The 21,466-nt window shown below is 52.4% G+C and carries 18 protein-coding genes; 8 read left to right on the top strand and 10 right to left on the bottom strand.

The features are described 5' to 3' along the window. Window positions 1-79 precede the first annotated feature (79 nt). Window positions 80-337: a hypothetical protein gene (locus ABD920_RS09750; protein WP_345158646.1), complete on the top strand. Its 258-nt coding sequence runs from the start codon at window positions 80-82 to the stop codon at window positions 335-337. Between the two features lie 362 nt (window positions 338-699). Then, window positions 700-822, top strand: a complete 123-nt coding sequence (locus ABD920_RS09745; RefSeq protein WP_345158644.1) for a hypothetical protein — start codon at window positions 700-702, stop codon at window positions 820-822. Between the two features lie 1,275 nt (window positions 823-2,097). On the opposite strand, the gene ABD920_RS09740 is transcribed toward ABD920_RS09745, so the two are convergent. Both ABD920_RS09740 and ABD920_RS09735 read right to left on the bottom strand, forming a co-directional pair. Then, window positions 2,098-2,706 (bottom strand): FAD-dependent monooxygenase, encoded by a 609-nt coding sequence (locus ABD920_RS09740; RefSeq protein ID WP_425568596.1) that lies wholly within the window; start codon window positions 2,704-2,706, stop codon window positions 2,098-2,100. 33 nt (window positions 2,707-2,739) lie between these two features. After that, window positions 2,740-3,060, bottom strand: coding sequence for a hypothetical protein (locus ABD920_RS09735; RefSeq protein WP_345158641.1), 321 nt, complete (start codon window positions 3,058-3,060; stop codon window positions 2,740-2,742). A 330-nt stretch (window positions 3,061-3,390) separates the two neighbouring features. Here ABD920_RS09735 and ABD920_RS09730 point away from each other — a divergent pair, with 330 nt between their 5' ends. The 4 genes from ABD920_RS09730 (at window position 3,391) to ABD920_RS24960 (ending at window position 11,315) form a co-directional block, all read left to right on the top strand. Then, window positions 3,391-6,690: a sensor histidine kinase gene (locus ABD920_RS09730; RefSeq protein WP_345158639.1), complete on the top strand. Its 3,300-nt coding sequence runs from the start codon at window positions 3,391-3,393 to the stop codon at window positions 6,688-6,690. 262 nt (window positions 6,691-6,952) lie between these two features. Next, window positions 6,953-8,650: an Ig-like domain-containing protein gene (locus ABD920_RS09725; RefSeq protein WP_345158638.1), complete on the top strand. Its 1,698-nt coding sequence runs from the start codon at window positions 6,953-6,955 to the stop codon at window positions 8,648-8,650. A gap of 11 nt (window positions 8,651-8,661) precedes the next feature. After that, window positions 8,662-10,671 (top strand): outer membrane beta-barrel protein, encoded by a 2,010-nt coding sequence (locus ABD920_RS09720; protein WP_345158637.1) that lies wholly within the window; start codon window positions 8,662-8,664, stop codon window positions 10,669-10,671. A 503-nt stretch (window positions 10,672-11,174) separates the two neighbouring features. Continuing rightward, a complete protein-coding gene (locus tag ABD920_RS24960; protein WP_425568595.1) occupies window positions 11,175-11,315 on the top strand; it encodes a hypothetical protein in 141 nt (46 codons plus the stop codon). A gap of 373 nt (window positions 11,316-11,688) precedes the next feature. Here the strand turns inward: ABD920_RS24960 and ABD920_RS09715 are convergent, their stop codons facing one another. The 5 genes from ABD920_RS09715 to ABD920_RS09700 all read right to left on the bottom strand — a co-directional run bounded on the left by ABD920_RS09715 (window position 11,689) and on the right by ABD920_RS09700 (window position 15,711). Continuing rightward, window positions 11,689-12,261, bottom strand: coding sequence for a heme NO-binding domain-containing protein (locus ABD920_RS09715; protein WP_345158636.1), 573 nt, complete (start codon window positions 12,259-12,261; stop codon window positions 11,689-11,691). A gap of 60 nt (window positions 12,262-12,321) precedes the next feature. Beyond that, window positions 12,322-12,723: a hypothetical protein gene (locus ABD920_RS09710; RefSeq protein ID WP_345158634.1), complete on the bottom strand. Its 402-nt coding sequence runs from the start codon at window positions 12,721-12,723 to the stop codon at window positions 12,322-12,324. Between the two features lie 356 nt (window positions 12,724-13,079). After that, a complete protein-coding gene (locus ABD920_RS24955; RefSeq protein ID WP_425568600.1) occupies window positions 13,080-13,352 on the bottom strand; it encodes a circadian clock KaiB family protein in 273 nt (90 codons plus the stop codon). 69 nt (window positions 13,353-13,421) lie between these two features. After that, window positions 13,422-14,885 (bottom strand): circadian clock protein KaiC, encoded by a 1,464-nt coding sequence (gene kaiC, locus ABD920_RS09705; protein ID WP_345158632.1) that lies wholly within the window; start codon window positions 14,883-14,885, stop codon window positions 13,422-13,424. A gap of 259 nt (window positions 14,886-15,144) precedes the next feature. After that, entirely contained in the window at window positions 15,145-15,711 is a 567-nt protein-coding gene (locus tag ABD920_RS09700) for a helix-turn-helix domain-containing protein (protein ID WP_345158630.1), read from the bottom strand. 357 nt (window positions 15,712-16,068) lie between these two features. Here ABD920_RS09700 and ABD920_RS09695 point away from each other — a divergent pair, with 357 nt between their 5' ends. Then, window positions 16,069-17,076: a PAS domain-containing protein gene (locus ABD920_RS09695; protein WP_345158629.1), complete on the top strand. Its 1,008-nt coding sequence runs from the start codon at window positions 16,069-16,071 to the stop codon at window positions 17,074-17,076. A gap of 301 nt (window positions 17,077-17,377) precedes the next feature. Here ABD920_RS09695 and ABD920_RS09690 read toward each other — a convergent pair whose 3' ends face one another. The 3 genes from ABD920_RS09690 to ABD920_RS09680 all read right to left on the bottom strand — a co-directional run bounded on the left by ABD920_RS09690 (window position 17,378) and on the right by ABD920_RS09680 (window position 18,865). Next, entirely contained in the window at window positions 17,378-17,626 is a 249-nt protein-coding gene (locus ABD920_RS09690) for a hypothetical protein (protein ID WP_345158627.1), read from the bottom strand. Window positions 17,627-17,876: 250 nt separating this feature from the next. Further along, window positions 17,877-18,299 carry a hypothetical protein gene (locus tag ABD920_RS09685; protein WP_345158626.1) on the bottom strand — a complete coding sequence of 141 codons (423 nt, stop codon included), beginning with the start codon at window positions 18,297-18,299 and terminating at the stop codon, window positions 17,877-17,879. 266 nt (window positions 18,300-18,565) lie between these two features. Further along, window positions 18,566-18,865, bottom strand: a complete 300-nt coding sequence (locus ABD920_RS09680; RefSeq protein ID WP_345158625.1) for an ATP-binding protein — start codon at window positions 18,863-18,865, stop codon at window positions 18,566-18,568. A 255-nt stretch (window positions 18,866-19,120) separates the two neighbouring features. On the opposite strand from ABD920_RS09680, the gene ABD920_RS09675 reads away from it, so the two are divergent. Next, on the top strand, window positions 19,121-21,235 hold the full coding sequence (locus ABD920_RS09675; protein WP_345158624.1) for an ABC transporter substrate-binding protein: 2,115 nt from the start codon (window positions 19,121-19,123) through the stop codon (window positions 21,233-21,235). Window positions 21,236-21,466 lie beyond the last annotated feature (231 nt).

Below are 21,466 nucleotides of genomic sequence, written 5' to 3'. Positions count from 1 at the left end.
CGTTCTCAGCCTCAACTTCGGAGTAGAGTGGTACGCTTGTAGGCTGGCCTCGCTTTTCCTTTATCCCCTATAGGGTTTCATGAACCGCCCCCTCTTCAACAGCCATTCCTTAGCCGCACGATTGGAAATCGGTTGGGCGCACGGCACGCTGCTGGCCCACCGCGGCAGAAGGGGGTACCGCATGGAGCGCTATGACATGGGGCGCTTCTTTGCGGAGGGGTGGTCTAACCCACGGACCGATTACATCAGCCTGGTACGCGGCCTGGACAGCAGAAGGGCGCTGGCGCCCTATGTAACAGACATCCATCTACTGGAAATGACACATAGCTTTTCCTAAAAGCAACCTGCTTGTTGGCTCATAAGCTGCTTTGTGTTCAACTCAGCTTTTAAACTGAAAATCAAGCTGCATCTCATTATTCCGGCGTTTTCTTGAGGTAATTCGTGTCAACCTATCGTAGGACAAGGCCTGCACACCCATGGGCTGCTGCAACACCTCAACGCCTACGGCTACGAGCACGCACCGAGCACCGGCAGAATCCATTCCCTAATGCCGTCCTGCCTGGCTGCTGGAGGACCCTGTCTTACTTGGGTTACGCTGATTACCTGAAAAGCTGAAGAGTGTGTTTACCGAGGAATACGGGGGTAGCGCCTGCTTAGCGAGTATGAGGGACCGAGGAAAGGCTACCAAAGGGAGAAGAAATGAGAAACTACGTCGCCTACTCCCGCGTCTCGACCAAGGCCCAGGGACAGAGCGGCCTTCGGGGTGCCCCGGGTGTCGCCTGGCTCCCCCACCCGTCCCAGTTACCCGTCTCTTTAAAATGAAACGCGCTTTGAGTCGGGTGACGGCCATTTGGGAACAGGCCGAGCTGGGCTCCTGCGCCTGAGGTGCTTGCGGTTCCGGGTTCCTAAATATCGTAAATCGGTGCTTCATGGGATTGCACCTCAACAAACTGAAACCAGCCATTGTACACCAGATGCACACAGAGAGGCCACACTCGAATCCGCTTTTCCTAACTTAAAGCTTGGCTGTAACAGTGTTTTCTGCTTTGGGATGAATAGCCAACGTCATCAACTCATTTCAAAAAACATAATAGGAACGGGTTCCGGCGAAAAGCATAAAGCCCTGCCTGTTCAGGGAGGGCTTTATGCTCATCAATAAATGATGGTTATCAGTTCATGCTGGCGAGCTATTTACATGAAGGGAATTTATACTTTCCTCTGCTACCCATGACCTACTACAAGAACGATCTATTGTCTTCGTTTCTACTTTCTAAGTTAAATTATTTAATTCCGTCAATTTATTGACTTTTGATTGTAGCCACCAAACCCCTACAGGAAAGAACCAAACGGCTAGTAGAAGTTTAAATAAGCTACTGTTTCTTTCTTCAACATCCCTTATTACTCTCGCAACAAAATAGATAATATAAATTATGCTGACCATTATAAGGATGTGGATTGGTATGATCCAATAAATCGCACGATCAAACAACGGCCTGTCTAAAAGTATAAGTGAAAGTGCTGATATATACATAAATGATAGCAGCATAGCAGCCTTGAACAATGTTAGATTAAGAAACCTTCTGTGTATAGAGTAATTGAAGAATGTCTCTCCTACTGCATTTGACCAAAAAAAGAAAACGATGCTTATTATAACCACGGATAAACTGTTTGCCACGTCGAAGGCGTAAGATCCAAATGGGAATATTTCTCTTATTAACGCAGGCAAAATAATGAGAGCAAACATCTGCCATGGTTTAAGTTTTAATAACTTGCTTTTCATTTTATTATTGATTGCTATCAGGCGTCCCCTGCTTCTCAATACCTACTAAGTTGGGTCCCCAAGGGGCTTAGTGCCCCAAAGTGTAAGAATGTCCCTGGCTGGCGCACGTGCAGTACTATCAATATAGTTATTTCCCTATCAAATAAACAAGACCCATTCTGCTTTCTGTACAAGTTAATGCATAATGGTAAACATAAGATTAAAGCAGTTTTATTTAGTAAATGATCCGCCCTTTATCCGCTAAACTAACTGCCAAAGGAGCGGCTGAAACCTTGTCCTGATTGCACTACCTGACGTGCCACCTTCAATCGGCGGGACTAGTATTGCAAGAGCGCTTTAACTGCATCACCTCCTTGTATTTCCTTTGCCATGCAATCTGCCAATGTAGCTGCATCCTCAAGTGAAGCATTGAATCCTGATGCAGTCAATGGCGTCGGTAAATGTGCTGCATCCCCAACAAGTGCTATGCGCTCCTTTACCAGGACTTCAGGCACATATTCAGCAATCGGAGTTGCTACAAGGTTACGGGTTCGAATGCTGTGTTGGATAGCAGCTAACCATGGTTGTGGCCATCTTTGATTTGCCTTATTCGACAGATTGTCTAAAGTTTCGGTGGGAATGTCTGCTCCTCTCAAGGAATGTTGTACAACGTTTCCTTTCACACATCCAAGTTGCCTTAGCAAATCGTTTTCTGTGTTGTCGTACCATGCCCAACCTAATCTTCTTTGTCCTACAGTCCGGGAACCATCAGCGCCGGCAACAACAGAACCAAGCAAAAAATCTCCCATGCCATTTGGCATAGTTACACCCGGATTAGGGCCAAGGCGGTATTGCTTGGGGATATGCTGCTCTTCCACCATTGCCTCCCAAATCAAGTAGCCAGCGAAAGTGGCATCAGGATGATGAGGTGCCAAATACCGACGCACGATACTTCGGTAACCATCAGCACCAATCAGGATTTATCCGCTGAATTTTTCGCCTTTATCCGTAATGACCCAGGCGGCTTCATCATCCTGGTGGACTATCTGAATACGGGTATCAAAACGCAAGTCGATCTGAGGATTAGTCTTTGCTTCACTACGCAAACGGGCTTCGATAGAGGACCATGCTTCCACAGACCTGACACCACCTGAAGCGGTTTTTCTAAGGTGTTTTGCGGTTGTTGACACATCTCTTTCCCCACTGTCCACCTGAAGAGCTGCACCACTGCGACGTTCGGCGCTTGCTCTCTCCAATATAGTTACTTTCAGTCCGGCGTTAACCAGGGCAATACCAGTCATCAGGCCGGAAAGCGAGGCTCCGATTAATAGTCAGACCGACACTAAGGTTCTGGACTGTCTCCTTCACAGTCTTGGTACCCGGTTCGAACAAGGAGGTAGCATCCTGACTCACCCGAAACCGCTTTTGCCCTTTCCCAAAAAACGGCGGAATGCTGAGACAAGTAAAAGATTGACCCGTCCTGATATACGTTGACAGTTGGTCAACATATTTCAGAAGAAGACCTGCCTTGATTTATCATTTAAAATTCTCTACATTCAGGTGTACAAGTAGTTACGTGAAAATCTTCATCTCCAGGCTAGGTAAATATCAGGGCTGTAATTCCAAAGAGTATGAAAATTTTTTACCACCTGGGACTCATCTGTTTGCTGTTCTTTCTAAGTATCAGCCATCCTCACCATACCCATTCCCAGCACCTGCGGTTCGAGCACCTGTCGGCCCGGCAGGGGCTGCCCACCAATTGGGTCTGGGCCCTTTGCCAGGACCGGGAAGGCTTCATGTGGTTCGGCACCTATGACGGGTTGTATAAGTACGACGGCCAAACGGCCACCAACTTCGTGTTGAACCCGGCTGACCCCAGTCATTCGCTACGCTCCAATCTTATCAGTGCCATCCACGAGGACCGGAAGGGCCGGCTGTGGGTGGGTACCTGGGGCGGCGGTCTGCACCAGGTGAACAAACGAACGGGGCAGGCAAAAGCCTTTCCCATCAACGCCCACAAATCCAGTCCCGGGGACCAACTCAATAGTATATACAATATATATGAAGATAAACAAGGCATCCTGTGGCTAGGGACCTCTCTGGGGATGGCCCGGTTCAATCCGGACACGCGGGCTTACAGGTTGTTTCCTACTCCCAACAGAAAAGGCATTAGTACGATTCGGGAAGATTCCCTAGGCAAGCTGTGGGCCGGTTCTTACCGGTTAGACCCCAAAACCGGCGAGTATTCCCTGTTCCCGCTGGTGACCCCTGCCGGCAACACATCAGCCAGCCCGCTGGGGTTTGCCATTGATGCCAAGGGCATCGCCTGGCTTGGAATAGAGGGTGGACTGTACCGGATGGATACCCACCGGCCCGGCCGGTACACGCCGTATAACCCCGATGGCTTAATAAACAAGTCCCTGATCCGGGTTCATGTGCATGATAAGTATCTGTGGCTGGGCAGCACGCAGGGGCTGCAAAAGGTAAACACCAGGACAGATGAAGTCGTCACCTACCGTTCTGACCCTTCGCAGCCTGGTAGCCTGAGCAATGAGTTCATATCCTCTCTATTTTGGGATAAAGACGAAAACCTCTGGGTAGGCCTGGTCAACGGCGTCAACAAGGCATCCACCAGGCCCAAACCGTTCAGGGCTTACCAGATTACGCCCACCCCTTCTGCTTTTCACCAGCTGGAAAACGAGATATTCTCGGTGGTGGAAGACAGGGACGGCACGATATGGGTGAGCAGCGCGGGCTACGGTCTGTACCGGATGGACCCCCAAAGGCAGTCCTTCGCCCGGGTGGTGGTCAATCCGCTGGACAAAGTGAACGCCGGGATGCGCTCGGGTGGGTGGCCCCTGCTGGAGGACCGGCAAGGCCGGCTTTGGGTAGGGACGGGAGATGAAAGGGGTTTGTACCGACTCGACCGGGCCAGCGGGGCATTCTTGGCGTACCCCTGCCGGTTTCCGGTCCGGATGCTGGACGAAGATGCCTCCGGAAGGATCTGGGTGGGGGGCGCCACGAGTGAGCTGGCTTCGTTTGATACCCTGACAAAGCAGTTTACCTATTACCAGACCAACGAAATGGATTCCACCAGCCTGATCTCCGGGTTTATCAATGACCTGATGGTGAGCCGGGAAGGGGACGTCTGGCTGGCGACCACCACGGGAGTGGGCCGGCTGAACCCGGTCACAGGGCGTTCTGTCCGGTATGAGCCTGATTACCGCTCCCCTGCCGGCGGCATCAACGACCCACACGCCATGGCCTTGTACGAGGACGAGGCCGGTATTATCTGGATCGGCACGCACGGGGGAGGCCTGAACCGACTGGACCCCAAAACCAACACCTTCACTTACTTCACCACCCGGCAGGGCCTACCCAGCAACCGGGTGATGAGCCTGATGGGAGACGAGAAGGGAAACCTTTGGCTGGGCACGGGCTATGGCTTAAGCCGCCTGGACCCCAGGACCAAAGCCGTTCGCAACTTTGACACGAGTGATGGCCTGCCGGGGAATGAGTTTCTGGAAAGGGGGAGCGTTTTCAGGCGCGGCGGGAAATTGCTTTTCGGGAGCAAGGATGGCCTGGTTGTCTTTCATCCCGATAGCATAAGGGACCGGGCTTCTCCACCGCCCGTGTATATCACGGACTTTGAGGTAATGGAAGAGAGCCTGCCCGTTCCGGATGGTGAAATTATGCTTCCTTATGATGAAAACTTTATCTCCTTCCGGTTTGTAGCCATCAACTATGATGCGCCCGATAAAAACCGCTATGCCTACCGATTAGAGGGGTTAGACAAGGAATGGGTAAACAGCGGCAGTGGGAGGTTGGCCCATTACACCGATCTGGACCCTGGCACCTACCATTTTGGCGTGAAAGCCAGCAGCGATGGCAGCACCTGGAACGAGAAGGGGAAGCTGCTGACCATCATCATTCTGCCGCCCTGGTGGCGCACCTGGTGGGCTTACGCTTTCTACGCGCTTTGCCTCGTTGCGATTGTTTTAGCTGTGGACAGATCCCAGCGGAGGAGGCTGCTCCAAAAGGAACGGGAGAAGGCAAGGGAACGGGAACTGGCGCAAGCCCACGAGATTGAGGAGGCCTACAAGGAGCTGAAACAAACCCAGCTTCAACTCATCCAAGCGGAGAAGATGGCCTCGCTGGGCGAGCTCACCGCCGGCATCGCCCATGAGATCCAGAACCCGCTCAACTTCGTCAACAACTTCTCGGAAGTGAACAAAGAACTGATCGGTGAAATGAAGCAGGAACTCAAGGCGGGCAACGGAGAAGAGGTGCTGGCCATAGCAGATGCCCTGGAAAGAAACCTGGAGAAAGTAAACCACCACGGCCAGCGCGCCGATGCTATCGTGAAGGGCATGCTCCAGCACTCCCGCACCAGCGCCGGGCAAAAGGAACCCACTGACCTCAATGCCCTGGTGGAGGAGTACCTGCGCCTGGCCTACTCCGGCTTCAGGGCCAAGCACAAGGACTTTTTCTGCACCCTCGACACTGCCTATGGCCAATGCCTTGAAAAGGTGGAGGTGGTGCCCCAGGAGCTGGGGCGGGTGCTTCTGAACCTGTTTAACAATGCCTTCTACGCCGTGCGGCAGAAGCAGCTGCTGGGGCTGATGGAATACGAGCCGAAGGTGGCGGCCAGCACGGCAACACAGCATGGGAAAGTGGAGATACGGGTGTGGGACAACGGCACGGGGATACCGGAGAGGGTGCAGTCAAAGGTTTTCCAGCCCTTCTTCACCACCAAACCCACCGGCCAGGGAACCGGGCTGGGGCTTTCGCTCTCCTTCGACATTGTCACCAAGGGGCACGGCGGGGAGCTGGCCGTGGCCTCTGAGGAAGGAGAATGGACGGCGTTTACCGTCACGCTTCCTTCTGTTCCTGTAGCCAAAGAGCCTACGCTGCATACAGCCTCTCACTAAACATAACACCCGTTAAGACACCACCTCTATTCTATTTTCCCCCGGTGTTTTTTCCGTTATTCAGCAAATAAATCCGTTAGTTTTCTAAACATGGGATTTATGTAATATACAAGTATAAATATATAACACATCATAGCCTGATCGCTCCCATCTTTGTCATATCATAACTGCTGTGCATAATATAAGATGCACACAACCGCCAGTAACGGAACATTCTTAATTTACCGCATTGAATTTAAAAAGACTATTGACATCCCTTGCCATGGCATCGGTTGTTGTGATTGCCGGATGTAAAGAAGATACATTCATTGAAAGTTTAGGGGTTTGTCCCGTTGTTTTAACGACAACCCCTACAGACGGAGCCACTGATGTGCCACGCGAATCCGAGGTTACAGTTACCTTCAACGAGGAAATGAACCCTGAGACAATTACCCAAACCTCCTTCACCTTATTAGGAGCAGAAAAAGTTTCAGGCGCAATAACCTATAACACGAAAACCAACACCTTAACATTTGTTCCGGAAAACAAGCTGGCATACGCCACAACGTATACTGGCAGAGTAGCCACATCCGTAAAAGACAAGTTGGGAAATGCCCTGCAAAGAGATTATGTCTGGACGTTCAGTACCGGCGCACTTGTATCGCCGGTGGTTATTTCTACAGATCCGGCTATCAATGCAACGGGTATCGTGCTGAATAAAGCCATAGCTGCTTCCTTTAGTGTTCCCATGGACCCTTCGACGCTGAACACGACAACATTCACCGTAAAGCAAGGTGCAACAGCAGTTGCAGGAGCAGTAACCTACTCTGGCACAACGGCTTTTTTTACGCCTTCCAGTAACCTGGCTGCCAACACGGTTTATACCGGAACCATTACAACTGGTGCCAAAAACACAGAAGGAAACCCTTTGGTGAGCAACTATGAGTGGACCTTTAGGACTAAACCTAACACCGTACCCACTGTTACCGCTACCGACCCTGCTAATCAGGCTACTATTGTTACTCTTAACAAAGTGATCACTGCCAGTTTCAGCGAAGGTATGAATCCTTTAACCATGACGGCGGCTTCCTTTACTTTGAAAACAGGAACAACAACCGTGGCTGGCGACATCAGCTACACCGGCACTACGGCCAGTTTCACTCCTGCCAGCAACTTGTCACCCAACACAACCTACACGGCTACCATCACTACGGCAGCTAAGAGCACACATGAGGTTACCTTAGCCGACAACTATGAGTGGACCTTTACGACGGTAGCCAATAATCCTTCGGAACCAGAGACACCGGCAACACCACAAATGGGAGTTGATCTGAAAACTGCGGGCCGGTTCGGCATCTTTGCAGGTGTAGGCATCAGTAACAATGCAGGGTTTAGCGAAATCAGAAACCTGGATGTAGGTATAACACCGGGTGTCCGCTCATCTGTAACCGGCTTCCCGCCAGCAATTGTTGTAAACGGCGCCATCTATGCGTCCGATGATATTGCACCTCCGGGCACTGCCGCCATGCTGTTACAGGCGAAGCAGGATCTGCTGGAAGCTTACCTTTTTGCTGAAGGCGCCTCTTCTCCGGCACCTGCCACAGTAGCCGGCGACCAGGGTGGAAAAACGCTTGCACCGGGTATTTACAAATCCACCTCGACGCTGTTGATACAGGCCGGCGATCTTACGCTGGATGCACAAGGCGACCCGAATGCAGTATGGATCTTCCAGATAGCTTCAGACTTTACCACAGTGGGTGGCGCAGGCGGTAATATCATACTGACTGGCGGCGCACAGGCTAAGAACATCTTCTGGCAAACAGGCAGCTCTGCCACCATCGGCGACGGTACATCCTTTAAAGGAAATGTGCTTGCCCTGACCTCTATCACCATGAACTCGGGTGCCAGAGCAGTAGGTAGAATGCTGGCGCTGAATGGCGCAGTAGTCATGACCAACACCAACATCATCGAGAAGCCTTAATCAACACGACAATGATCCTCAAAAATAAAATTACCGGATCGCGCCAAGCGTGGTCCGGCTCTAAGCTTACGCTCACAAGCCTAGCGCTAAGTACCTTACTTGTCACCGGAATACAGGCACAAACACAGGCTCAGGATGCTCCGTTCACGAAACCATCGTGGTGGTTTGGCGCAGCCGCCGGTGCAAACTTCAACTTCTACAACGGTTCAACTCAGCAGCTGAACGCTCAGCTAACGCCGCCGGTAGCGTTTCATGAAGGCAACGGCATCGGTCTTTTCGCGGCACCGCTTATTGAATACCGCCGTCCGGAGTCAAGATGGGGGCTTATGCTGCAAACAGGCTACGACAGCCGCAGAGGCACCTTTGATCAGCAAATAACGCCGTGTGATTGCCCTGTAGACCTGAGCACGAAGCTTAGCTACATCACCGTGGAGCCGAGCCTGCGCTTCGCCCCTTTCAAAGCATCAGGTTTCTATTTGACGGGTGGCCCGCGACTGGCTTTTAATGTGAAAAAGGAGTTCAGGTACGAACTGGGCGTTAACCCGGCTTACCCGGATCAGGAAAAGAACCCTGTGGTGAATGGTGACCTGAGCAATGTCAAACAAACGCTTCTTTCGATGCAGGTTGGCGCGGGCTACGACATTCCGCTCAACTCACAGGATAACCGCAACCAGTTGGTACTTTCTCCTTTCGTAACGTACCAACCCTACTTTGGCCAGTCGCCACGCAGCCTCGAAACCATGACGGTTAATACCTTACGGGTAGGTGCCGCCCTTAAATTCGGAAGAGGAAAGCCAAACACACCAGTAGCTGCAAGCGATGTGCAGTTCTCGGTTAACTCGCCCACCAACATCGCGAAAGACCGTAGGGTAAGAGAAACCTTCCCGCTTCGTAACTATGTGTTCTTCAATCTGGGCTCTACTGCCATCCCAGGCCGTTATGTACTTTTGGAGAAAAGCCAGGTTAATGACTTTAAAGAAGATCAGCTGGAAGTGTTCACGCCTAAAACACTGGCTGGACGCTCAGATCGCGAAATGACAGTTTATTACAATGTGCTAAATATTCTGGGTGACCGTTTGGGCAGGGATTCATCAGCCACTATAACGTTGGTTGGCTCGTCTGAGAATGGCCCTCAGGAAGGCAAAGTAATGGCTGAAACTGTGAAAAGCTATTTGGTGAACACGTTTGGTATCGAGGCTTCACGCATCACTGTTGAAGGACGCAACAAACCTAAACTGCCATCGGAACAACCGGGTGGCACAAAAGAACTGGAACTGCTTCGTGAGGGCGACCGTCGTGTGTCAATAGAAAGTAATTCACAGGCTCTGCTGATGGAGTTCCAGAGTGGCCCGGAAGCTGCACTAAAACCAGTGGAGATTATAGCCATACAGGAAGCCCCGCTTGACAGTTATATTACATTTACTGTAGCTGGCTCTGATAAGGCATACACTTCCTGGTCTATGGAGATAACAGATGACAAAGGCACCGTTAAGTACTTTGGCCCCTTCATGCAGGACAGTGTAAGAATGCCCGGCACATCCATTTTAGGTGACCGCCCGAAAGGCACATACCTGGTCACCATGCTGGGCACGAAAGAAGATGGCACTGTTGAGAAGAAAGTGGCTACTGTAGACATGGTGCTCTGGACCCCGGCAAAAGACGAAGAAGGCCAGCGTTACAGTGTGCTCTATGAGTTCAACGATTCCAAGGCTATCAGCACCTATGAGAAATACCTGACTGAGATCGTGACCCCTAAAATACCACAAGGTGGCAAGGTTATCATCCATGGCCATACAGACATCATTGGGGATGGTACGAGCAACAGGAATCTTTCTTTAGCGCGGGCTAGTGATGTGAAGAGAATCATCGAAAGCAGCCTGGCTAAAGCAGGCAGAAAGGATGTAACCTTTGAAGTGCAGGGATTTGGCGAGGAACAGGAACTGGCTCCTTTCAATAACACATTTCCGGAAGAGCGCTTTTATAACCGAACCGTTTTAATTGACATTATTCCCGGAAAATAAGACTCCGTTTATTTCTTAAAAGCTGCCTGGTTTATATCAGGCAGCTTTTTTTGATTAAAAATGTGCAAATATTAAAATCTGTTGTTCTGTTTTTGGAGCGTTGTTCATCTGTGTTACTTCTACCCGATCGAAAGCACAAGAGATAGGAGCCATCATGTTAGCATAGGCGAATTTATGGTTGTAAGAATGCTGTGGGTGAGCAATTTGAGTTTTACAGCCGCTCATGAAAACTTCTTTGAAGATGCATGAGAATCGTAGCTGTGGAATGGTCACTACCAAAGCACCGCTCCTCCACATAACATCTGTTGTGATAGGTGATATGAACTCCATTAGAAATTTATATCAAAAATTCCCCCTTTTTGGGACGAAGCAAGGCAGCAAAACTCCTCGTGCCGGAGCAGCAGGCTTGGAAGACGCCTGTTCGTTCTTTTAAAAATTTGCAGTCCTGCTCCTTTGCTACTTAACTGTCAATTATTCGGGTGCTGTTGTGAAAATGATCGGTGATGCGGGCGGCCTTGGTGATGTTTGGGGCGATAGGCGAATTCAACCGGGGGCACACTGAAGAACTGATTTTGAAAATCGGCTTGCATACCGGGCATTGTATTGCCGTTACAGTGAATGACCGACTGGTTTATTTTGGCTAAACAGTTAACATTGCAGCGCGCATACAGCAGTTGGCAGAGGCAAACGAGATCTGTATCAGTCATAACGTTCATGCGCACGATGGGAGAGCTGAACTTTTAAAACCAACATCGGTTCTGTCCTTCCAATCCAATTTGAAAGGTGTCAGTGGCCTGCTGCAACTCTACAGGATTTCATCGCGGTGAACAGACGGGTTTCATTCAAGACGGTCAACTTGTTTCAGGACGAGGCACGAATCAGCAACAGCGGAGCAACAATCCAGCAATACTTTTCAGCCCGGCGGCTCCCGCACTCAAGTGCGGGCTCTACATCTCAAATACTTGCCGTTTTAAGGGACAAGACATACAATATATTATCCTGCCGCCCCACGGCGTGTCACGGCAGGAAGTCCACCCTTACCTGCACCCGCTCCCCGTCAACTGGCGTAAGGAGCGTGACCTCCACCAGGTCGCCCTCATGGAAGTAGGCGGCGATGCCCTTGATGATGCCCACGGCCACGCCCGCCATCCGGCGCCGGGAGTGGTAGTCGACGATCAGCTGCCTGGCGCCCTTCTTTGTCACCAGCAGCATCGGCGGGTTGGCCCGGCTGTCCTCCCGCTTCACGGCCGCGTGCATAGCCCCTTCCGTGTGCAGCAGCATGTCATAGGTGCGCCACTCGGGCTGGATATACTTGCGGTAGACCAGCAGCAGGTCCGGCACCAGGGCCTCCCCGTACTGCTCCATCAGCTTGTGGGGCGGCGTCCCGGTCAGCCTGGAGGCCGCCCCCACAATGGCGGCCATCTCCCCGGTGGGGTACCTCCCGTCCATCTGGTAGGGCGCGTGCTTTATTCCTGCCTCCTGTAGCAGGTTTACCCAGGTGCTGTAGCCGTGCCCGCCTTCTATGAACCGTTTGAGCAACACGAACATCGAGCCGTGCATCGTGTCCTCACTAACTGTGCTTTTCTCCATGGGAAGGTGACAATAGGTACAGGCGAATAGTTTAGGTAAAGAGGTTCCGGTGAAGCCGGGCTAGGGTTTAGCTTGCAGCCACTCCACCGCGGGGGCCGCCTCCGCGAAGGGTCGAACCTCCATCGGAAAATGGATGCCCTCGAAAATGCCGTGGATGATCCGCTCCCTTTGCGAGCCGGGCGTGACAAGGCGCGCTACTTTCTGCAGGCGGGTTGTGGCCAAACTGCCGTAGAACTCGGCAATGACAGGGACATAGATTTCCTGCCCCACCCCGATGGCTGTCTCCCTTGCGTCCAGCAGCACCCTTTTCACGTCGTAGTTCCGCACGTGCTCCACGACGGTGACCAGGCAGCGCCTCATCTCCGGCATGACCACGTCGTTGACCGAAGGCATGGCGAAGGAGAGGATGTCGGAGGCCGGGTCATAGTCCAGCCTGATGAAGCCGTTCTTGAAAATTATCATCTCGCCTTACCCTTTGCCGGCAATATACGACACTTTTCTCTGAGTGGCCTTGGAAAATGGTTTGGATGCCACCTGGTTTTTGCCTGCTGCCCTTGATTAAAACCATGACACCTCATGATAAATGATATAAATCCCGTTAGAAGCCTATCTCAAAATTCAGCCCTTCTCCGGAATAGGTTATCTCAGGAAAGAACATCGTCAGAGAAGTGCTGCATAGTACATACGCTGTGTTGCATACATGACATGTTCAGCATGGTTTTCCATAATTTCAAACAGAAGCCGAAAGGCATTAAAAGCAAAGGCCGTCCCTAGGGGAACAGCCTTTGCTTGAGAATGATAAATAGGCGGTGACGCAACTAGTGCATGCTGGATATGCCCAGGCCAGCCAATACACGGCTTCTTACATTCAACGCCCCTATGATACGGTTGATTGGCGTAGGTTCCATTCTGATTAGGGTCGGGATCGCTATAATTCCCATTTCCTCGGCCTTATCCGGGTCTTTCTGAATGTCAATTATTTCGAGTCGATAATTCCCGTTTAAGTTTTCCTTGCAGATCTTAAGAAGAGTATCCACGGCCTCAATTGAATTAAGGCTGTGTCCGTTAATGAAGAGCTGAAATACATGCATGCCCATTTTTAATTTTTTGGCTAAAATCGCCGGTAAACGCCGGCAAAGAAAGTGATCTGCGATGAATCTCTATTCGAGCTTTATAAGCATCGGATTACCCGTCAGAATGCCGCTGATGCCTTCGAAGTGCTTTCCTATCTTAGCCCCTTCATCCGTGATGGAGAACTTACGGATAGAAGAATCGTGCCTGGAGCCACGCATCTTAAGCACCGCTATGCTGCGTTGCATCTCTCCAGCCATCTCTACGTAGCGCAGCAGGATAATAGAATCGGTTATGGGGGAGATGTTGCCTTCCGTATCTGATGTGCCGCCTGCCAGCAAAGGCGTATTGGACGTAAACATGCCGGTAATTTCCTGGTGCTTCAGGTAAGAGGTGAAGGCAATGATAAACTCCCGGAAACCTTTGTCGGAAGAGGCGCGCGACAAAGCGGATAAACTGTCGATCGCGATCCTGTTGGGTTTAAAGTTCTTCACAACTTCCTGGATGTTGATGAAGTGATCCTCCAGCGAGGAGATCTCCGGGTAAACGCAGATCACTTTCAGAAGCCCTTCGCCTTCCAGTTGCTTAAAATCGATGCCCCACCCGGCTGCGTTACGGTAGAGCTGCTCGCTGCTCTCTTCAAATGCCATGAGCAGGCAGCGCTCCTTTTTCTTCCGGATGCCATTTACAAAGTTGGCCACCAGTAAGGTCTTACCAGCTCCGATCGCCCCGGATATCAGATTGATAGAGCCTTTGTAAAAACCGCCGTTTATCATATCGTCCAGGGCCGGTATGCCAGAAGTTACGCGCTCGTTAGAGGAGCCATGCTTCAGGTTCATGGCCGAGAGCGGGATAATGACAATGGCCTTCTCAGGGTTGATGGTAAACGGGTTTTCGCCCTTTTCGTGATCGCTTCCCCTGAATTTCAGAATCTCGATAGTTCTTCTGCGCTTCTCATTAGAGAGCACATTACGAAGAATGACCACGTTGTCTGTCAGGAATTCTTCCACACCGAAGCGGGTAATCTTGCCGTATTCCTCCAGGCGTTCCGCTGTGATGACAGACGTTGCCCCCAAACGGGAAAGAGTCAGGGCCACCTGTATCAATTCTCGCCTGATGGTATGCATCTCTTCATGGAACTGTGTGAAAATGCTGCCTATCGAATCTATGACGACCCGTTGCGCCTTGCATTTCTCTACAGCCCTCTCCAGCCTGATGCGGAAAGCGCTCAGGTCAAAATCCCCGACAGCTATTATATTCTCTTCTTTCGGGGCGGCATCCACGAATATCCATTTCCCTTCTTTTTCCCAGGTGTCAATGTCCCAGTTCAGGCTTTTCAGGTTTTTCCGGATATCGTCCACCTGTTCTTCAAACGTGACAAAAACGCCCGGCTGATCGAACAGCTGAATGCCCAGTGCCAGAAACTGGGCGCCAAACAGTGTTTTTGCGCTGCCGGAGGAACCAGCCACAAGGGTTGTGCGCCCAATAGGCAAGCCGCCGTGAGAAATATGATCAAAAGATGTGTTTCCTGTTTCTAGTTTTTTCAGGTTCATAGGTAGTGGTAAGCGGTTTGGAAGTAGAGGCATGGCGCTGGAGCCACAGGCCGGGTGTTACCATGGCAGGCTTTGCAAATGAACTTTATGAAGCGTTCAGGCAGATGTTCACGCCTAAAACAGCGACACGCTTCATGAGGGACAGTCAGACACAGTGAATACACCCCTGTAGTATGAAATATTCAAACCACAGGGGTGTACAAAGGTGAGGGAATGCAAGGGAAGATCTTTACATACTTATTCTAGTATGTTTCAAATTTTACAGGTTTTCGAGCACGCTCTCGCGTTTCTCTTTCAGGTGCCTGTAAAACGAAGGGGAAAGCCCGGTCACTTTTTTAAATTGGCTGGATAAATGGGCGACGCTGCTGTAATGCAGGCGATGGGCGATCTCCGTAAGGCTGAGCTCATCATAAAACAGCAGCTCTTTCACTCTTTCAATTTTATGGATGATGATGAACTGCTGAATGGTGATGCCTTTTACCTCGGAGAAGATGTTAGCCAGGTAGTTGTAGTTGTAGCCCAATTTCTCGCTAATATAAATGGAGTAATTCACCTTCGGCTGTTCCTCAGAAGAATAGATCATGTCAGTGATCAGCGTCTTTATCTTGTCGATCAGCTTGCTTTTGCTGTCATCGAGTAACTCAAGGCCAGCTTTGCTTAGGTTTTGTTTGAGCTGCTCAAGCTGAATGTCGGTAATGTCTTTCTGTATTTCCACTATGCCCAGGTCAACCACCACATACTCTGACTGCAATCCTAGGTTTATAAGCTCTTGCTGCACCAATGCTTTGCAGCGGTTACTGACCATGTACTTAATATATAATTTCATTTGTCTTTGTTAAGCGCATACTCAGATCAGGGGCAAGGCACGACTTTGCTGCTGGGAAGGTGATTAGAATCAAGTGCGAGGGGAAGAGCAAAGGGATCAGGATTTCACAAGCCAATGTATTAGAGTTCTTTCTATGACATTGTCGCTGCAACATTAATTCATTTACCTCTAAGATACGGTAAGAAATGGAGGATATAGTGTATGGAGGGGCAATCTTTTAATTTGATCCCTCTTCATTTTCCAAGGTATTCAGTCCAACTGTGGGACTAACTCTTGCTCGCTCTCCAGGTGAGGCGACTGGCAGAAGCATTTTACCTTGTCGCTTTGTGCTTAGGCGCTCCCCTCTTATCTTTAACCATGGAGCAACCACCCAAGAAGTCACGGGCACACAGAAAGCTGATAGAACTGAACGATGAGCTGGAGAACTATTTCAGCAGCACCATCATTCCGCAGCTTTTTGTCGATGCCGACATGATCCTTCGCAAGTTCACCCCGCCCGCCATGAGACACTTCAGGCTTTCGGCCGATGACATAGGCAGGCACATGGACGAGGTGGCCGGCAACGTCCGCTTCCCTACCATCATCGAGAACATCGAAGAGGTGATTAAGAGCAGCAAGGATATAGAGAAGGAAATCCAGACCACCGACAAAAGGTGGTACCAGATGAACATCCTGCCCTACATCATCCGGAAAGAGAACAAAACCAATGGCGTCATCATCACCTTCATCGACATCAACGACCGCATCGAGGTGCTGAGGCAGTATGAGAGGCTCAACAAGCGCTACGAGAACATCATCTTCTCGCTCACCCACGACATCCAAGGCCCCCTCTCCAACATGGAGGGCCTGGTAGACGTGTTGAAGGGAGCATGCGCCGGGGAAGCAGACACAGCCCCCCTTATGGACATGCTGAGCCTTTCGGTGAGCAACCTGCGCAAGACTGTCGTGGAACTTGCCGACATCGGGGAGGGCGACACCGACACCGACTTCGCCAAGGCGGCGGAGCGGGTGAACTTCGGGAACATAATAGAAGACGCCCAACTTGCCCACAAAGACAAGATATATGGAACAGGGGCACAGATAAAGACCGAGATAAACGTACCCGAGATAAACCTGTCCCGCAAGAACGGCAGGAGCATTGTCTACAACCTGCTCAGCAATGCCATCAAGTACAAGGCACCGGACAGAGCACCCAAGATACGCATCAAGACCGAAGTGTCAGAGGGCTATACCCTGCTCTCCGTCAGCGACAATGGGGTGGGTATAGGGGAGGACAAGCGGCCGGCACTGCCGGGCGAGGCCGGGGTCATTCTTCGTCAGGCAGTGCAGGTAAAACAGGCACTCTGCGGCCTGGAAAGCATTTAGCCGCTGCACTTCCACCCTGCTGATATAGTCGTATAGAAAGGACACGGGCAATATTACGTGTTTCTATTTTCCCCGGGGGCCGCATCAGTAGGTGTTTCCCTATGGATGAATACGGAAACTGCCGGTGCCACTACTGATATCGGGCAGGGTTTGAAGCAAGGGACGGGGTATTGCGTATTTCACGTCTATAGGCCAGCCCCCGTGACGCACTGGCTTTCACTACCGGAATAACTTTGTGCAGGTGATAAAGCAGATTAAAAGGGTACTGCTTGTGGATGACGACGGGACATGCCTGTTCTTATCAGAGCGGCTGCTCGGAAAGCTCTTCCCGGGGGCGGAGATTCAAACCGCCCCCGGGAAGAGCGGCGGCGTTGGATTTGCTGCGGGAGGGCGTCGAAGCAGGGCGGCTGCCGCAGCTTGTCATCTCTGACATCAATATGCCGTTGATGGGCGGCCTGACCTTCATGCGGGAGTTGGAAAGGCAGGATCTCCTTGACTTTGGCAGTACGTGGCTGGTGCTCAGCAGCAGCAGCCTGCTATTCAGAAACATGGACAGGGCGGGAGTGAACCCGAAAGGGAGTTACGTTCCCAAGCCTCTGACGAAAGAGAAGCTCCGTTCCGGGTTAGGTTGTTGCCATCACCAACGTGCGCTCAACCTCTTTGCCCTTTTGTAATTAGCATAAGTTTTGCGCCCAATAATCTTCAACCAGGATGCCGTATAAAACCTCGTGTGTTAAAGGTTTGGAAAGGAAACCCGCAGTGACCCTTCCTGAAATATGTTGCCATCAATTCCTTCTTCTCTAAGAAGGCGGGCCCTCCTGTGTGAGCCACCGCAGGGCCTCAATCCTTTTAGAAAAGAACTGAAATTCCAGCGGCGCCTCAAGGGCTGCCGCTATTTCCCGGTAGGCCGAGGCGATGCGCCGCTCCCGGACGGCGCTGCCGGTCCCGACGCAGGCGATCCTGCGGACCGAGGTCGGCAGCAACCCTACGGCCAGCTGCCCCAGCATGCCCTTGTACGCGGCCTCGGTCAGGTCCTGCGTGTTGTCGGCGAAGTTGAGCAGGAGGCGTGTGACAGGGCGCTCCCGGGCACAGGCCACAACGGCGATGAAAGCCTTCCTGACCTCCTCGGCGGCGTACGGCCTTTGCCCTTGCCAGGCAGCGTACAGAATCCCCGTGCCCCTGGTGCAATCAAGCTTAATCAAATCGTCGCTGTAGAGTCGCATGCTTCAAGATAGCTATCACTGTAGATACGTTATCCGCCCTGACATGGCTGCTGCTGCTGCTCAGAGGGCGGGCCCTAACCGGATGCTGAACAGGAACCGGATAGGGCCCGAAGCTGTCTAACCCAAAATCGGCGGCAGGCGCTGCCCGCATGCCCTGCTCATCGCCCGTCGCTGTGCATTAGCCTGTGTCACAGGAGGCAACCACGTGAAGAGATACCAGCCTGTTCAGCTGGCGAAGCCCCGCGGTGTTTGCTGCAGAAGCGTTGTTAAAAGCGTGATTTAACACGGCATTGCCGACAGGTGCCTTCCGGTTCCGGCCTGCGTTTCCTCCTCATTGACTCTTCCTGCAGTTCCATGCGGTGTGCCTCGTGCACGACCCGCTCCAGGACAGCGTCCGCGATCGACTTCTCGCCGATCACCGCATGCCGCTTGCCCAACCGGGCTGGGTCAATGCCCAGTGCGTCTGCCACCTCTTTTACCGAACCCCTGGCATAGGAGAGGCCAAGGGCCATCCGCTTGAAGGAGGCATCAACTACCCGTCGTTCTATAATAGGCAGATGTAACATTTCACTTACATCTGCCTATCAAAAGCCTCCAGCCAAATGGGACAAGTCTAATACCAAATAGTGTAAAGAACCTTCCATAGCTATTTTCTGTTCTTTTGGTATGGGAAGAGCGAAGAAGACCAACATTCGCCTGTGCCTCTTTTACCTACGGTCTCGTACTGATATATAGCGAGCTTGCTTGTCAGCGTGCTTCAGAGGCCCAAATTGGGATGCGGGCTTGAGGGAGCCGCTAAACCATGTTGTGTTCCCCCGCCCATGCACCGCAAAGAAATAGACTTCAGGCAGCCGGCGATTCTGATCGCCGGCGGTCTTCTTGTGGCCTTTATCATCTATAGCCACCTCTGCTCCAAAGCCGTGCTCAGGGGCTACTACACCATCGGGGTTATACTCAACAACCTGGAGCTGACCCCTGAGGACCTGGAGGTGGTCCAGCTGGTCATCAAACGAAAGGTAGACCAGATAAACGAGCAGGGAGGCATAGAAGGCAGGGAGTTAAGGGTCAAGTACCTGGATGACAGGGGCAGCACGCAGGTGGCCAGGCAGGTGGTGGAGGAAACCGTAGAGGACGAGCGCATGATCGGGTATGTGGGGTGCTGGAGCTCGACCAGGGCCGATGCCGTCTCAGAGGTAGTCGGCCCCGCCAGGGTGCCGTTCATAGGCGGCTATGCCCTCACGACCCTATTCGAGGACTACCCTACCATGTTCACAGCAGAGCTGGGGATCAAGGATGTGGCCGCCAGGTTCGATCTGCTGCTGAAAAAGTACAAAAGGCCCGCCTTCATCGGCAAAACAGGGGACCTGTACACCATCGCCCTGCTGGAGCGCATGCGTGAGCTGGAAAAGGAAGACCCCTCCGTCAGGGTGGTGCTGGAAAAATGGTACCCGGCAACGCACACCTTCACGGCCGCCGAACACGACACGCTCAGCAGCCTGCTGGCAAGGGAGGAAGCAGACTTCCTGCTCCTGTCCTTTGAGAGCGGCATCACCTCGGCCTTGTTGAGCCGGATACGCCAGGCAGGCATCGGCATCCCCGTTTTCACAGCCCTCGGGGACCTGGGCTTTGTCGTGTCGCAGGCGGAAGGCGGGCTGGCCGGTGAGCTGTACGACTTGAATGTGGTGGGCATACCCGGCACGCTCAACCTGCGGATGCAGGAGCAGATTCCATCTTTCATGGACGGCGCGAGCCCCGGCGGGGCGCTTGAGGTGCAGCTTAACTTCGGCGCCCGCCTGGCCGACAGCATCGGGATTCTGGCGGAGGCCGCCAGATCAGGGGAAGGCGCAGCCGGGGAGGGCATCCGGGAGCGGATCAACACGGGGCTGGAGAGGTACAGGGACGGCGGCCGCATTTACCGGGGGTGGTTCGATGACTGGCATTTTACGGAGGACAGGGCCATCGCCGGGGACGTGCTGCTCGCCTGGAAGCCGCCCACCCTGGCGCGCCACATACTGGCACCGGAGCAGTACATGCGCCTGAATGACACGCTGCAGGAGGTGCCCGTGCTTTTTACGCACCTTGACATGGTGGAGATAAACCGGGTGAGCGACATAGAGGGCAGCTTCTACGCCACCTTCTACCTGGAACTCACCTCCACCGGCAGAGTGGCCCTGCAGCAAATAGACTTCACAAACGCCGCCCGAAGCGAAACAAGCCACCAACCCCTCTTGGACATTAAGCCGGTCCGGGTAAAGGAGCCGGACGGGGAGCCGCCGCTCTACAGCTACATGTACAAGGTCTCCGGCAAGTTCCTGTTTGAGCCCGACCTGAAGAGCTACCCATTCGACAAACAAAAGTTCTCCATACATTTCCAGCCGGCCAGCGCCACGCAGCCGTTCCTGGTGCAGCCCTCCACCACCGCCCTCAACGACTCCGTTTTCGGTATCAAAGGCTGGCACTACAGCGGCCAGTACGTGGGCTACGACCACGACATCGTCAGTTTCGTAAACACCTTCACCGATGAGCGGCACACCCTGCCGTACTACAAGTTCAGCTACACCTTCGTGCTTGCCAGAGCCCGGGCGGACTTCTTCCTGAAGGTGCTTGTGCCCCTCCTTGTGATCCTTGTCGTGACTTACTTCTCGGTTTTCATCCCGCTGCTCAGGTTCGAGACGCTGGAGGCGATACAGGTCACCTCGCTGCTGGCCTCCATTGCGCTGTACTTTTCGGCATACAAGCCGGAGATGGAGTATGCCACCATCTCCGACAAGATCTTTATCTTCACCTACATCATGATTACCTCGCTGATAGGCACCTCCATACTCCAGTTCGTCAAAAGCAAGAAGCATGACACCGAGAGTAAGGTCGCTAAAATCTACCAGCGCTATATCTTCCCCGCCCTCATCGTGCTGTTCACGCTCCTGATCGTTTCCTGAGGCTGTCCCGGTTCCGGGGTTCTTCGGCAACAAGCGAAGCCGCTCAGCCCCTCTGTTGGGGTGCCTGTTCTTTGTACCGGCTCGCTTTTTGTGCCAGGCGGTCGCCTTCCGCTGAGCCTAACGGGCGGCACATCCGTGATTTCGCGTCATGGGGGCGGCAGGCAATCGGTTATGTAGGTTTGCAGCCCTGGAAAGCCGGCCACATAGGCGGTGAGCCACAGGAACGCTTCA

Source organism: Pontibacter saemangeumensis (assembly GCF_039541895.1).
Taxonomy (GTDB): Bacteria; Bacteroidota; Bacteroidia; order Cytophagales; family Hymenobacteraceae; genus Pontibacter; species Pontibacter saemangeumensis.
Note: the sequence above shows the minus strand (reverse complement) of the source record. Positions and strands in the feature narration are given on the sequence as shown.

Bases quoted from the DNA above. Each gene is read 5' to 3' on its own strand.
- kaiC (WP_345158632.1), bottom strand. From the start codon at position 14,885: ATGAACCTGAAAAAACTAGAAACAGGAAACACATCTTTTGATCATATT.
- ABD920_RS09700 (WP_345158630.1), bottom strand. From the start codon at position 15,711: ATGAAATTATATATTAAGTACATGGTCAGTAACCGCTGCAAAGCATTG.
- ABD920_RS09730 (WP_345158639.1), top strand. From the start codon at position 3,391: ATGAAAATTTTTTACCACCTGGGACTCATCTGTTTGCTGTTCTTTCTA.
- ABD920_RS09690 (WP_345158627.1), bottom strand. From the start codon at position 17,626: ATGTTTCTGAATAGCAGGCTGCTGCTGCTGAGCACCAGCCACGTACTG.
- ABD920_RS24955 (WP_425568600.1), bottom strand. From the start codon at position 13,352: ATGCATGTATTTCAGCTCTTCATTAACGGACACAGCCTTAATTCAATT.
- ABD920_RS24960 (WP_425568595.1), top strand. From the start codon at position 11,175: ATGCGGGCGGCCTTGGTGATGTTTGGGGCGATAGGCGAATTCAACCGG.
- ABD920_RS09715 (WP_345158636.1), bottom strand. From the start codon at position 12,261: ATGGAGAAAAGCACAGTTAGTGAGGACACGATGCACGGCTCGATGTTC.
- ABD920_RS09745 (WP_345158644.1), top strand. From the start codon at position 700: ATGAGAAACTACGTCGCCTACTCCCGCGTCTCGACCAAGGCCCAGGGA.
- ABD920_RS09680 (WP_345158625.1), bottom strand. From the start codon at position 18,865: ATGTTACATCTGCCTATTATAGAACGACGGGTAGTTGATGCCTCCTTC.
- ABD920_RS09675 (WP_345158624.1), top strand. From the start codon at position 19,121: ATGCACCGCAAAGAAATAGACTTCAGGCAGCCGGCGATTCTGATCGCC.
- ABD920_RS09720 (WP_345158637.1), top strand. From the start codon at position 8,662: ATGATCCTCAAAAATAAAATTACCGGATCGCGCCAAGCGTGGTCCGGC.
- ABD920_RS09685 (WP_345158626.1), bottom strand. From the start codon at position 18,299: ATGCGACTCTACAGCGACGATTTGATTAAGCTTGATTGCACCAGGGGC.
- ABD920_RS09695 (WP_345158629.1), top strand. From the start codon at position 16,069: ATGGAGCAACCACCCAAGAAGTCACGGGCACACAGAAAGCTGATAGAA.
- ABD920_RS09710 (WP_345158634.1), bottom strand. From the start codon at position 12,723: ATGATAATTTTCAAGAACGGCTTCATCAGGCTGGACTATGACCCGGCC.
- ABD920_RS09750 (WP_345158646.1), top strand. From the start codon at position 80: ATGAACCGCCCCCTCTTCAACAGCCATTCCTTAGCCGCACGATTGGAA.
- ABD920_RS09735 (WP_345158641.1), bottom strand. From the start codon at position 3,060: ATGACTGGTATTGCCCTGGTTAACGCCGGACTGAAAGTAACTATATTG.
- ABD920_RS09725 (WP_345158638.1), top strand. From the start codon at position 6,953: ATGGCATCGGTTGTTGTGATTGCCGGATGTAAAGAAGATACATTCATT.